Here is a 12,876-nt window from a genome sequence, read left to right as displayed (position 1 = left end):
TTTTGATCTTGCTGATCCTAATTACTGTGTTTACGATCTATTGCACTATTATTTTCTTCTCCAAATTATGCAATGCTCTTGCTTGTAGTTTCTTCCGAAGGATTTCTCTCTTTTTTTGTGTACACTCCACAGTTGTTTTCTTTCTTATTTGTTTTACATAGTAAAACGAATTTAGATGGATGTTTGAGTTGAATTAACTATATTCGCCTACAAGCAATCTTACTCCGAACCCTTTTGGGAGGATAACGATGTGTCTGTTATTCAAAAAATTGAGGGAGGAGAAAATTATGAACTTTATTTGGAAGGAATAAGAAAATGGCAGATTACAAAGAACTGAAGCCTTTTATTCTTAAGTGGGAAGGAGGCTATGTGAATCATCCTAATGATCCCGGGGGGCATACGAATATGGGAGTGACACTTGCGACTTACGAGTATTACTGTAGACTGAAAAAATATCCGAAACCCACGGTCGAGCAGCTGAAAAAGATGGATGAAAGTACTTGGGATGATATTTTCAAAACTCTTTACTGGGATCGTTGGCGTGCTGATCAAATCAAAGACCAGCGTATCGCAAATATCCTGGTCGATTGGGTCTGGGCCAGTGGTTTGTATGGGATTAAAATTCCTCAGCGTTTGATTGGGGTAACGCCTGACGGGAAGGTCGGCCCGGTCACCATTGCCAGACTCAATAAGCTAATTGATGAGGATAAGAGAGAATTGGCCAATCAATTACTTTTGGAGAGAGTCCGGTTTGTTGATAGGATAATCGCTCGTAATCCTCGTTTGATGGTTTTCCGAAAAGGATGGCTCAACAGGATTAATGGACTCTGAGTTTGTGTCATATTGGGAGAGGGGGAATGGGCACTTTGTTGTCTCTTCGTGATCATTCCTTTGTCTCTCTGAAGAGGCTACAGCTTGGGAATACAAAGGTGGTTGTGAGGTGTTTCTATCATATCTCTGGAATAGTTGCTAACGAGAAGGAGATATGATGGAAGAACCTCGTCCTCTTTGTAAGTGGAAGGTGTGTCCTCTACCTGACAATTTTTTCATATACCCCAGAAGTTCATCGTAGCTGATTTCTGTAGTATCAACCAGTAGATCCAAGTTCGATTTACTACAATATGTCTCGATGTTATTCCTGTCAAAACTTGTATAGGCACAAAGAGGCTTCTTTTTTTCTTCCCCCTTTCCCACAGCGAGACGACACATTCGTATGATCTTGGCTAAAGAGGTGTGCAAAAAAATAGCCAGTGAGACAAAGCCACGGGAGACTCTGCTCATATGGCTGTAGTATTTGTCGAAAAAAAGCTGCATCGCTCCGTAAAAGGATTGTAGATACTTTAGATCTGTGACAGATGCACTCTCTCCTTTATAGTGGAGGATGGGCACAGGTAGGTAGTAGCATTTGTATCCTCCCAAACGGATACGATGAGAGAGGTCTATGTCTTCGCCATACATGAAGAAGCGTTCGTCCAAAAGCCCTACTTTGTCCAAGACCTCTTTGCGCATTAACATGAAGGCTCCTGCCAAAACCTCAATTTCTGCAGCCTGAGTGTCGGGTAACCATCCCATATAGTAACGCCCCATTTTCTTTGAGCTTGGATTGATCTTGTAGAGCTTGCTCAATTTGAAGAAAGAGGCCGAAGGTGTTGGAAATCCACGTTTGCTTTCGGGTAAAAAATCCCCATGCGCATTTATCATTCTCACTCCCAATCCTCCTATTCGAGGATCTTTCTCCATGGCTTCTATCACTTCGATTAGAGTAGTCTCTCCTATCACAGTATCTGGGTTGAGCAGCAGGATGTATTTTCCTTGCGCCGATCTCATGGCTTGATTGTTGGCCTTTGCAAAGCCCAGATTTTCACTGTTTTCTTGATAGTGAAAGTGGGGAAAATTTTTGCGACTCAAGTTCAGTGAACCATCTCCCGAGGCGTTGTCTACTACAAAAACTTCTGTTTCGGCATTTAATCTAGTCAAAGCCTTGTCTACACTATGCAGACATTGCTCCAACATCAGGGGCACACGGTAGTTTACGATGACAATGGATAGCAACATATGTAGGTTCTCGAATGAGGTCTTCGCAAAGATAAGGTATATGCAGTAGAGACTATGCAATGGCTTTTGGTCGATGATTAGGGAAATGTTGCCAACTTTAGCCGTTTATGCTCAATAAACTCACATCGGTCTCTTTCTTCAAGCCTTGCCCTACACCTATTTTGCCTGGTCTAAGCTGATATTTCGATAAATCTGCAAAGCAGTTGTCCCTTGTAGCGGGCTCTGTTCGGAAGATTTTTCGATCTCTTGGGGATATGTACTATACCTACTAAGCGAGAGAGCCGACAGGAAAGGGTATATCACAATATTTGCTTAAATTCAGCAACTAAGAACTTGACAGTATGAACTTTTGAGCAAAAAAAGTGGTAGCATATTTTTATAATTCACCAAAAATAAAAATCATTATGAACATTAACAATCGGTATTTGCTACTTATCTGTGCCTTTTTCTTGTCTTTTTCGATATGGGCACAGGATGGAGGAGATGGTGAGAATCCCTTTTTGGAAGTGGAATTTCTATCCGACAAGCCTTTTGACTATGGCATTCGCCTTTTTGGCGTTGAGGATGGAAAAATGACTGTCGAGTGGGGTAGCGAACAGGAAGTGTTAGATCTGAAAAAGAGTGGTACGTTATTGAAGGGTAAAAGCAAGGGAAAGCTGTTGAAGATCTATGGTAAGGTGGCCATTATCGAGTGCTCTAATGCACCTGTCATGGCCATACGTGTAGATAAGATGCCTTCGTTGCGTGAGTATATCACGAGACGTACAAGCATCGGAGAGGTGGATTTCTCTCAAAATCCCGAGTTGCGTTTGGTCATTATCGAGAATACTAATCTTAGTACAATCGATCTCTCTGCGAACAGCAAAATAGACAGTCTAATAGTGCCATCCAACAAACTGAAATCAATTAAACTGCCTTTGCGATCAGAACTCACCCATCTCAATTGCATGTCCAATGGACATTTGGTAGAGATGAACGTAGAGTCTGCCAATAAGTTGGAACGATTGATTGCAGTACAGACTCAGCTATCCAAATTTGACTTAAGTAAGATGAGTCAATTACGTTTCCTGCATCTGGGGCTGGGTATGAAGTCTATTAGTGAACTCAAACTCCCCATAGAAAGCCAACTCGATACACTCATGATCCCTATGGCAGGGCTGCAACAGATTGATCTTACTCATAGTACAAAGCTTCGTGCTCTATCCGTAGACAACAATTTTATGCTTAGCCAATTGGATATATCCAACGCTCCGGAACTTGTATCCTTGGAGGCTGAAGGGTGTGCTCTTAGAGAATTGAATACGGATAACAATCGCAAGTTGGAAAGTCTCAAGTGCAACAATAATCAGATTTCTCGGCTCAGTTTGAAGAATAACTCCGAATTACTCTATTTGACTTGTTTCGTCAATTTGCTAAGTGAACTTGATCTGAAAGGTTGTCCAAAGCTATTGGAACTCGACTGCTCACAGAATGAAGAACTTACCAAGCTAGATCTTCCGACCACTCTCTATTCGGTGGATTGCAGTGGCTGCAAACTGAGTGTTTTGGAGATAAAGACTCTTGAAGGCCTGGCAACACTCTCTTGCTCAAATAATGGTATTAAAAAGTTGGATTTTGGTAAACATGAAGAACTAACAGCTCTCAATGCGGACAATAATGCTATAGAGCTTATTGATTTGAGTAAACTGCCTGCCCTGCTCAACGTGAATTTATCCAATAACCCGATTAAGGAGTTGAACGTGGAGGCAGCCAAGAACCTTTCCTATCTCTCTATCAATGCTACACAGCTTGATGCCTGTGCTCTCGATAAGCTCTACCGCTCACTCCGAGAAGTAAATGAGACCAATGCGGGGAATCCTCAGATGGAAAATGCTGTGGATGCGGCTTCTGGGAGCAAAACTTCTATCGCTACAGATAAGGGCTGGGTTCTGACTGTGGCAGGTGACGGCAGCGGATGTAAAGAAACGGCGATCTCCTCTCTGGAGAATGTCTCTATTACACTATTTGAGCGAGCAGATGGATTTGTGATTAGTGGATTGGAAGGCAAATCCTATATGGTGTATGTCTGTGATATAAACGGCCTTTGTGTGGCAAAGCAGAGAGTGAGTGCTGACAATGCTTTTGTGTATCTAAGCAATCCGGGTCAATACTTGATCAGTATTGACGGAGTGAAGAATATCAACTGCCTTAAGCACCAAATCAGGTAGATGAGCATTGCTCAACATTGCAGCAAGAGCTGTATTGTGTGCAATAGTTTTGTTTGGAATATCCGCAAAGAAGAGAGGGTGTGCCGAAATCATCTTCGGCACACCCTTTTCTTCTGAAGCCTCGTTCAAGAATTCTTTTTTTCTGAGCTTTTTGTTTGACTCGAATTTAGCAATTCTCCAAACCACAAGAGTGGCCCGGGTAGTCTATCTCTATCGTTGCATGATCTATTCCATAATGTTTGCAACATGCTCGGACGGACTCCTTGAGCTTTGATTCTCTCTCTACATGCGACGTTGAGACTTGGCTGGAACATACCAGATGGACTGTGAGTACATGCCTTTCACCATCCAATGTCCAAGCATGGAGGTCGTGTACAGAGCTAACTCCATCGATGCCGGTAAGTTCGCTTTCCAGAGCTTTCATATCCACCTCCTCCGGAGAGCCCTGTAGCAGTACCCTGAGTGTAGAACGCAGATTACGATAGACATTGTATAATATCCATATCGTAATGGCAATGGAGAGTAGAGGGTCCAGAATGGGCAGATAGACGAAATGCATTACGATACTCACCACCAATACGGCAGCCCAACCCAATACATCCTCCAGCATATGAAGCATTACGGCTCTCTCATTCAAGCTTTCTCCTTTACTCAAACGAATAGCTGCAATGCCATTGATAACTAACCCGAGGATAGCCAGGATTAGCATCCCGGTTTCATTAACATGATCTGTAGGGGTGATAATCCTTTCTATTGCTGCATGTAGAACGAAGAAAGACCCGACAAGCAGAATAACCGATATCAATAGAGCTCCCAACAGAGAAAAGCGTTTGTACCCGTAAGTAAAGTAGGCCGTCCGCTTTTTCTCAGACAAACGCTGCAGTCTCCAGGCAACACCGAGGGAGATACTATCCCCAAAATCATGTAGGGCATCCGATAGGATGGCCACAGAATTAGTCCATAGGCCTCCTATTAGTTCGATGATGGCAAAGAGAAGATTGAGAACAAAGGCTAACAAGAGGTTACCCTCTCCATGGTGGTGATGCCCATGGTGATGCCCATGATGATGGGAGTGGTGGTGTTTGCTTTCACAATGCTCATGGGTGTGCTCCGCAGAGCAGCAAGAGTGTTCGTGATGTTCATGCTTTTGTTCGTGTCCCTCGGAGCAGCAAGAATGCTCATGGTGTTCGTGATGATCTATCATAGGATTCATATTTATTTTAGCTATCACTGGCTGGCTTCGGTGTGGAGAATGAGGAAAGAAAATCCCTACACTACGAAGCCTCTACCTCAAAGGTAGGGACTTTGAGGTAAAGAATGTCATTGTGGGACCCTAAAATACCTACAAAAGGTTAAGGGCCTACAGGGATACGGCTATGGTGAAAGCTTCAATATAAGAGCAGCCGGCTTTGCTCAATATACCTGCAACTTCACTTAGAGTAGCTCCTGTTGTAAGCACATCGTCTACAAGTAAAACACGTTTTGAATGTAATTGATCGGGTTCGACACAATAGAACGCATCTGAAATAGCTGCTTGACGCTCCTCTGCGGAGCGAGAAGTCTGGCTATGGCCATGTCTTTTTCTCTTTATGAGCAGATCCGTAGCTGGTATGCCGCTCTCTTGGCTGATCCCCGATGCAATAGACATCGACTGGTTGTATCCTCGGATAGCTCTATGTTCCGGACTGATTGGAACGGGGATGATGAGGTCTATATTTTCCTTGGACCAGCCAAATCTTCTGGCTGCAATTCGTCCCATTTCAAGCCCGATCCTTCTACGCTTTTTGTATTTGAGCGAATGAATGAGTTGTCTGGTTGTATTGCCTTGGCTGAATGAAAATAACGCATGGAAAGAGACTATGTAGCCATTTCCCTCTATGCGAATTGTGCGATAATCCTCAGAGGTATACCACAGAGGAAGTGCCAGAAAGCAAGGAGGACATATTTCTCTCTCAGAAGAACTGAGCTTGCGCCCACAGACAGCACAGACAGAGGGGTAGAACAGTTCGGAAAAGGCATGCCCAGCACTCTTCAGCCAGTGGAAAGTCGTGTTGATTTTACTCCGGGTATTCATCCAAAACACTTTCATTCGTCTTGGTTATTCTCCTTACTATTTGCTCAGTTTCTTCATATGTGAATCCTTTGCTCAACGCCCAACGCATTAGTCGCACGTATCGCTTTTCTGTGGGGAGAGAGGTCGGTATGGACTGGAGTTTTTTATACAGCAGCTTGACCAATTTATTTTCTCCGTTGGCTTTTTGCTTTGTCCTCTCTCTTTCTAACTCGGCTATAACTTGGGCAATTATGCTACTGTTTATTTGTTTTGCTCTGAGAGCTTGTGCGATTTTAATTGGTCCCCAGTTGTTGAAGCGGTATTTTTCACGGCAAAAGCATTCTGCATATCGCTGATCATCCACAAATCCCTCATCTTTCAATTTGCTCAATATTCTTTGCTGCTCCTCGAGGGACAAGGTTGTAGCCATAAGCTTGCGATTTATTTCGGAGCTGCAATGTTCGGCTTTGCTGCAGTAGTTTGCCAGTTTTTTTAGAGTTGATTCGTAGAGATTCATTGTGGTTGAGAACCGGAGCTAACTAAGAATTGATGCAGTTTACATATACAAATCGCTCTTTTTCTCGCCAGTCTCTCTGAACTTCTGCTGTAAGTTTTAGCTCGTCTTGCATTAGTTGGGCTACCTCTTGTGCCAGAGCTTCGTTTACCTCCAAGTATATTCTCCCTCGAGCTGTCAAATGTTTTTGAGAAAACCGAGCTATATGGCGATAGAAGTACAAAGGATCTTTTGGGGGGGCAAATAGGGCTTGATGTGGTTCGTATTGAAGTACATTGGGGCGCATATGTTGAGACTCTTCAGGACGGATATAAGGAGGATTGCTCACAATCAGGTCGAACTGTAGACCGAGAAGCTGCCGAGAGGGTTGGGATTGGGTGATGTCTCCCTGAAGTAGATGGATATTTTGGTTCGCCACCAACCGACCTGCATTTCGTTGACCAATGATAAGTGCTTCTGAAGACATTTCTAAGCCCCAAACTTCGGCTTTGTGGAGCTTGTTGGCTAAGGTTATAGCAATGCAACCGCTACCACAGCCGATATCCAGAATGCGTAGCCCGGTTTGTCGGTGTTCTTTGCGAATAATTTCATCGCAGAGTAACTCCGTCTCTGGCCGGGGGATGAGCACTCCGGGTGCTACCTCGAAGTCGTAGTCATGGAAATAGGCTTTACCCAAAACATACTGTATTGGTTCATGGGTTTCCAAGCGTTGGAGAGCTGTCACCAGGTGCTCATGTTCGGCAAGGGTCAAAACTCTATCTTTGTCGGTGAGCAACATTTCGGTGTAGCTCAAGCCTAATATTTCGCTCAATAACAAGCGAACAAGTCCGGTCAGTTCGGCCGACTCGTACAATATGCTAAGGCGATTGTAACAAAGATCAGTAGCTGTGCGAATATTCATCGAAAGACAAAAGTAGCAATATGAGTACAAAACAGCAGTTTATGCGTCGAGCACTGGATTTGGCTCGGTTAGCTGAGGGTTGTACTGCTCCCAATCCGATGGTGGGAGCTGTGGTAGTGGATGAGAGAGATGGTCGGATATTAGGTGAAGGGTACCATCACCGAGCCGGAGAACCGCATGCTGAGATTTTGGCAATTCGTGCTGCTTCCGGAAAAGATTTGACACATAGTACTTTATATGTTACTCTGGAGCCATGTTCGCACTATGGAAAAACTCCACCTTGTGCCGATTTGATTATTGAGCAGGGAATTCCGAGGGTGATTATTGCCATGCAAGATCCTTTCCCAAAGGTCTCCGGACGAGGAATAGAAAAGTTGCGTCGGGCAGGGATCGAGGTAGAGATTGGTTTGATGCAAAAAGAAGCAGAGAGCCTCAATCGGGCTTTTCTAACAGCTGTATGCAAGCAGCGCCCTTACATCACTCTCAAGTGGGCCGAGACAGCTGATGGGTACATAGATCGGTTGCGCTATCAACCTGATGAACCCGCCTTGCAAATCAGTAGCCCGTGGAGGCAACGGATGGTGCATAAGTTGCGGTCACAGCATGATGCTATTTTGGTAGGAGGGAATACATTGAGGATGGATAATCCTAAACTGAATAACCGTCTTTGGTGGGGGCCTTCTCCACAAGCTATCGTATTGTCTCGGTCGGCTCGTATCCCCATAGACTGCTTTTTAAGGGAGCAGTCTCGCCTGGCAACTTCATCTCATAAGCCTCTCATAGCTATTTGCTCTGCTCAGGCAGATCAGCAGGATTTGCTTTCCCTTGAAAAAGATAGAGTAGACTTGATCCTGTATGGAGACTCAAACTTACCTCTGGCTGATATTTTGAGACAGTTATGTGAGCGAGGCATTCACAGCCTTTTGGTAGAAGGAGGACGCCAAGTTCTTGACCTATTTATTAAGGAAAGGTTATTTGATCGAATTGAGAGAGAAAAAGGGAGGGAATACCTCGGTCAAGAAGGGATCAAAGCTCCGAATTTGCCTTAGTGTAGTGCGCTTCTCTCAGAAAGAGATCATTGCACAAAGCAGTACTTGTTGTGTCGTTAATTGGCCTTCGGGTCTGGTTGCATGCCCGAAGGCATACTTCTTTTGCCGTTCATTGTCTATGTTTGTCATTACGGGGTTCTGCAGGTTTGACTCAAAGTTTGCCGAAACAGTCTCTTTGTAGCTTGTGCAGAGGTTTCAGGATGTGATTAGTGATTGTTGTCTCATCACAAAATAGATTCATTTGGACGAGTCTCCAAAGAGAAAGGAGAGCAGAGAAGAGAGGAATGATTGTGTAATAGCGTCGGGAGAGGATTTGAGTAACAAAAAAAGGGGCGACAAGCCCCTTCACTCTGTCTGTGAACCGCCTGGGGTTCGAACCCAGGACCCCATCCTTAAAAGGGATGTGCTCTACCTACTGAGCTAGCGATTCAACCAAAAGCCGTGTGAGATAACGTGCCTTCCCAGGTCGATATTGCTCTCACAAGCGGTGCAAAGGTAAGTGAATATTTTGAATATGCAAATCTTGCACTTTGCACATTCCAGTATCAAGTGAAAAAACGGGATTCGGAGAAGTATTGTGTTTTAAGAATGAGAAATCATAGACTCCGGCGTGTTCACGAAAAAAACTTCTTGTGTAGCTCTTGTCAATGCCGTATATAGCCAGCGCAACAGGCTGTTGTCTCTCTCCATTAAGCTTACGAGTCCCATATCAATAAAGATACATGGCCATTGTCCTCCTTGGGCTTTGTGACAGGTGAGTGCATAGGCATATTTCACCTCAAGAGCTTGCCAGTAAGGATTTTTGCGTACCAACTCTCGGCATTTGACCACAGAGGCTTCTTCTTGATAGTCGGCCAAGACGTTTTGGTAGAACGCTTCTCGCTCTCCCTGTGTCATATGTGCACTTTCGGTAGCAAGGGTATCGAGTAGTAGCATTACAGTCAGTTCACTGTCTCTATCCTCCAGATAGATATCTGCTTCTACAAATCTTTTTTCGTACAGTTCGTGATATTTCCCCAGTCGTCGGATTTCTACGATTTCTCCATTCGCTAAAAAATCAGTCTTGTCTCGGTTTTGAGCGTATGCATAATTATTCCGCACGACAACCAATCTATCTCCTCTCACAAGTTCTTCTTCAAGATCCAGTACCTGAGCACGAATACCCAGATTGTAGGCTAAAGCTCGTTTGTTGGAATAACAAACAACGAGTACGTCTTCTCGTCCGTATCGCCGATAGGCCGAATCGATCGACTCTATTAGCTCAGCTCCTCCGATGAAGTGAGTGTCTGCATAGCAGTTGTGCAGCAGTATTTGTTCTCCATTATCTAGTAGATCCCTCAGTAACGTGGCATTGGCTAAGATCCCGGACTCTTGCTTTTGCCGAATTACATCGGTGAGAGAGGCACTGTAGATGTGTAATCCGTATCGATCTGTCAGAAGGTTTGTGTCAAGAGCCGGTGATATATTGGAGCCAACGGGAGGCAACTGTGCTGTGTCTCCCACCAGAATCAGTTTGGCTGTATCAGTTCCGATTACGTATGCCAGCAGATCAGTCAATAAGTCTCCACTTCCAAAAAGCCCCGAGTTACTTCCTTCTTGTCCTATCATGGAAGCTTCATCTACCACATAGAGGCTACCGGAACGCCCTTCTTTAACTAGAGAGAAAGATCCTCCTTCCTCAAGCATGGCAGCAGAAGATTTGTATATGATCCTATGAATCGTATAAGCATCGCGTTTTGCTCTTGTGCTCAAGATCTTGGCCGCACGACCGGTGGGTGCCATTAAGCAAATAGCAATACCGGATATAGAGAGGGTCTGTACAATGCTGGAGACCAAACTTGTCTTACCCGTACCAGCATAGCCGGAAAGCACGAAAACCGAGTAAGGAGATGGGTCGGCAAGAAAGTGAGTAAAGATATCTATAGCGGAGAGTTGCGACACCGTGGGAGTGAAAGGCATATTTCCAACGATTTGTTCGGACAGAGAATGCGCTATCATACTAAAATCATATATTTGCAGTTGCTAAGTTAGTCTTATCTCAAGAATAGGGCTACCCCAGCCATAGACAGAAATAATCAATCAAAGATAACCAATGAACAAGCTGATCAAAGTATTAGTAGGTATCGCAGCCTTGGTAATGATTTACCTCACTGTAATGAGCATCCTTACCCCGGTGCAATTTGACAAGAAGCAGAAAGAGCGTGAAGTACTTATCCAAAAGCAATTGAAGGGTATTGCCACTTTGCAACAGGCTTATGAGGGTATATTTGGAAAGTATGCCGATGCTGCACATTTGCGTTGGTTCTTCCAAGAAGGCCGTATCTACTATATCAACGCCGAAGGTGAGTACACCGATGATATGCGAGACAAAGGTCTGAGTGAGCGTGAGGCTGCACGGCAGGGTCTGCTGCGCCGTGATACAGTCTGGGTACCTGTGATAGATACGTTGCTCGTAGGTAGTGGCATTACTCCTGACAATTTGCTTGATGTACCGGGTTCTTCGGACAAGAAAATTACTATTGAGACCGGTAGTATCAATCAAGAAGTAGGGAATGATACAATCGCTGTTCCTGTATATAGAGCTTATGTGAAGTTTGTAGATTACTTGGGAGATATGGATCATGTAATCCTCCAGCAGAAGATTCGCGCTTCGGAAGAGCGAGTGAAAGGCTTTCCCGGATTGGTTATAGGTTCTCTCGAAGAAGTCAAGAATACGGGTAACTGGGAATAATGTCCCTACTTGCTCGTTTCCCATCTCTGCTCAGAGCCGAGACGGCAGAGCAATATAGTGTGTCCATCCGCTTAAGAGTGGGTGGACTCGCTTTTGTGTTATATAGCAGGGATACCGGAGAGCAGGTCTATTCCGATGAATACTCTCTGCAGTCAGGATTCCCAAGCTATAAATCGGCAGTGGAGGACCTGTATTTTCGTTATCCTTTCTTGAGCTATCCTTATCATTCAGTTCGGGTTTTGTATGAGCCATTGGTTTATACCCTTGTGCCGGCCGACCTCTATCAGGAGGGTAGTGCTGCTCTGTGGCTACGGCCCATTGCTGATGAATATTCGGTAGGTAGGGCTGAGGATTGGGAAGTGTATACCAGTGAACTCCCTGATAAGCAGAAATTGCTGGTTTCTGCTGCCGATAAATCCCTATTGCAGTTTCTTCGTCGCTCCATGCTTGTTGTGGAGCCCGAGGCTTTTCTTTCTCCTTTTATCTCTGAACAGGGACTTTTGGCACGCAAATATGGGCGAAAATTATTGAGTATGATTTTGCGCCCGACAGCTCTGGACTGCCTTCTATTTGAAGAGGGAGAGTTGATCTTTGCCAATTCATTCCCTCTCTCTTTGAGCTTGACAGAATCGGCCGAAGAGTTGCTTTATTATGTGATGTTGCTGTGGCGTAATTATAATTGCAGTCAAAGTGAGGACCGATTGTTCATTCATCCGGATGAGCAAGCTTTACAGGCGACAGCCTGCCGCTTGGAGCAATTATTGGAGAAGTTTATCAGCAAGATTAACTTGGGCTGACTTATGCGTATTATCTCGGGTTTATACAAACATCGCCGGTTTGATGTGCCAAATACATTTAAAGCTAGGCCGACTACTGATTTTGCCAAAGAGAATTTGTTCAATGTGTTATCTAATACCGTTGATTTTGAGGGTATAACAGCTTTGGATCTTTTTAGCGGAACGGGAAGTATTGCTTTTGAACTCATTTCTCGTGGGGCAGATCGGGTGGTTGCGATTGAAGAACGGAAAGAGCATGCCCGATTTATAGCTTCTGTAGCCGAAAAACTAAATTGTCGGGACCAACTCAAATTGGTTGTGGGTGATGCTTTGCGATACATCTCTAAGCGATCCTTTTCAGAGGTTTTCGACTTGATATTTGCTGATCCTCCTTATGCTTTGGAGCAATTACCTTCTATCCCGATCAAGATATTTGAGGCCGGTCTCTTGAAGCCGGATGGGGTGCTGGTTTTAGAACATCCTGGCAACTATTCTTTTCGAGAAATGCCTCAGTTTACGGCTCATCGTAAATACGGATCAGTCAACTTTTCTTTCTTCTCTCCTTCAGTTATTTCAGATTAAATATTCGA

12 protein-coding genes and 1 tRNA gene are annotated in these 12,876 nt (G+C 44.4%); 6 read left to right on the top strand and 7 right to left on the bottom strand.

Annotated elements, in window-relative coordinates; genetic code table 11:
* Positions 1 to 315: 315 nt before the first annotated feature.
* Entirely contained in the window at positions 316 to 831 is a 516-nt protein-coding gene (locus B5D48_RS06085; RefSeq protein ID WP_023937566.1) for a glycoside hydrolase family 108 protein, read from the top strand.
* 138 nt (positions 832 to 969) lie between these two features.
* On the opposite strand, the gene B5D48_RS06080 is transcribed toward B5D48_RS06085, so the two are convergent.
* Positions 970 to 2,055: a glycosyltransferase family 2 protein gene (locus B5D48_RS06080; protein WP_023937567.1), complete on the bottom strand. Its 1,086-nt coding sequence runs from the start codon at positions 2,053 to 2,055 to the stop codon at positions 970 to 972.
* 404 nt (positions 2,056 to 2,459) lie between these two features.
* Here B5D48_RS06080 and B5D48_RS06075 point away from each other — a divergent pair, with 404 nt between their 5' ends.
* Complete coding sequence (locus B5D48_RS06075) at positions 2,460 to 4,262, top strand: leucine-rich repeat domain-containing protein (RefSeq protein ID WP_023937569.1); 1,803 nt, start codon at positions 2,460 to 2,462, stop codon at positions 4,260 to 4,262.
* 166 nt (positions 4,263 to 4,428) lie between these two features.
* On the opposite strand, the gene B5D48_RS06070 is transcribed toward B5D48_RS06075, so the two are convergent.
* The 4 genes from B5D48_RS06070 to prmC form a co-directional block, all read right to left on the bottom strand.
* Positions 4,429 to 5,475, bottom strand: coding sequence for a cation diffusion facilitator family transporter (locus B5D48_RS06070; protein ID WP_234985405.1), 1,047 nt, complete (start codon positions 5,473 to 5,475; stop codon positions 4,429 to 4,431).
* Between the two features lie 147 nt (positions 5,476 to 5,622).
* On the bottom strand, positions 5,623 to 6,351 hold the full coding sequence (locus tag B5D48_RS06065; protein ID WP_036888683.1) for a ComF family protein: 729 nt from the start codon (positions 6,349 to 6,351) through the stop codon (positions 5,623 to 5,625).
* The gene (locus B5D48_RS06060; RefSeq protein ID WP_023937577.1) at positions 6,320 to 6,832 is read right to left on the bottom strand and encodes a regulatory protein RecX; all 513 of its coding nucleotides are present in this window, start codon (positions 6,830 to 6,832) and stop codon (positions 6,320 to 6,322) included. Before B5D48_RS06060 ends, B5D48_RS06065 begins: the two co-directional genes overlap by 32 nt.
* A gap of 22 nt (positions 6,833 to 6,854) precedes the next feature.
* Positions 6,855 to 7,730 (bottom strand): peptide chain release factor N(5)-glutamine methyltransferase, encoded by an 876-nt coding sequence (gene prmC, locus B5D48_RS06055; RefSeq protein WP_023937579.1) that lies wholly within the window; start codon positions 7,728 to 7,730, stop codon positions 6,855 to 6,857.
* A 20-nt stretch (positions 7,731 to 7,750) separates the two neighbouring features.
* Here prmC and ribD point away from each other — a divergent pair, with 20 nt between their 5' ends.
* Positions 7,751 to 8,779: a bifunctional diaminohydroxyphosphoribosylaminopyrimidine deaminase/5-amino-6-(5-phosphoribosylamino)uracil reductase RibD gene (gene ribD, locus B5D48_RS06050; protein ID WP_023937581.1), complete on the top strand. Its 1,029-nt coding sequence runs from the start codon at positions 7,751 to 7,753 to the stop codon at positions 8,777 to 8,779.
* Positions 8,780 to 9,136: 357 nt separating this feature from the next.
* Here ribD and B5D48_RS06045 read toward each other — a convergent pair.
* Both B5D48_RS06045 and B5D48_RS06040 read right to left on the bottom strand, forming a co-directional pair.
* A tRNA-Lys gene (locus tag B5D48_RS06045) sits at positions 9,137 to 9,209 on the bottom strand.
* 152 nt (positions 9,210 to 9,361) lie between these two features.
* On the bottom strand, positions 9,362 to 10,777 hold the full coding sequence (locus B5D48_RS06040) for an ATP-dependent DNA helicase (RefSeq protein ID WP_023937587.1): 1,416 nt from the start codon (positions 10,775 to 10,777) through the stop codon (positions 9,362 to 9,364).
* A 94-nt stretch (positions 10,778 to 10,871) separates the two neighbouring features.
* Between B5D48_RS06040 and B5D48_RS06035 the strand changes: the two genes are divergently transcribed.
* The 3 genes from B5D48_RS06035 to B5D48_RS06025 are packed head-to-tail and all read left to right on the top strand — an operon-like array spanning position 10,872 to position 12,868.
* Complete coding sequence (locus B5D48_RS06035; protein WP_023937588.1) at positions 10,872 to 11,510, top strand: hypothetical protein; 639 nt, start codon at positions 10,872 to 10,874, stop codon at positions 11,508 to 11,510.
* On the top strand, positions 11,510 to 12,307 hold the full coding sequence (locus B5D48_RS06030; RefSeq protein ID WP_023937589.1) for a DUF3822 family protein: 798 nt from the start codon (positions 11,510 to 11,512) through the stop codon (positions 12,305 to 12,307). Before B5D48_RS06035 ends, B5D48_RS06030 begins: the two co-directional genes overlap by 1 nt.
* 3 nt (positions 12,308 to 12,310) lie before the next feature.
* Positions 12,311 to 12,868, top strand: coding sequence for an RsmD family RNA methyltransferase (locus tag B5D48_RS06025; RefSeq protein ID WP_036888690.1), 558 nt, complete (start codon positions 12,311 to 12,313; stop codon positions 12,866 to 12,868).
* The last annotated feature ends 8 nt before the right edge of the window (positions 12,869 to 12,876 follow it).

It is taken from the genome of Porphyromonas crevioricanis (assembly GCF_900167225.1).
GTDB classification, from domain to species: Bacteria; Bacteroidota; Bacteroidia; order Bacteroidales; family Porphyromonadaceae; genus Porphyromonas; species Porphyromonas crevioricanis.
This window is presented reverse-complemented; position numbering and strand designations above follow the sequence as displayed.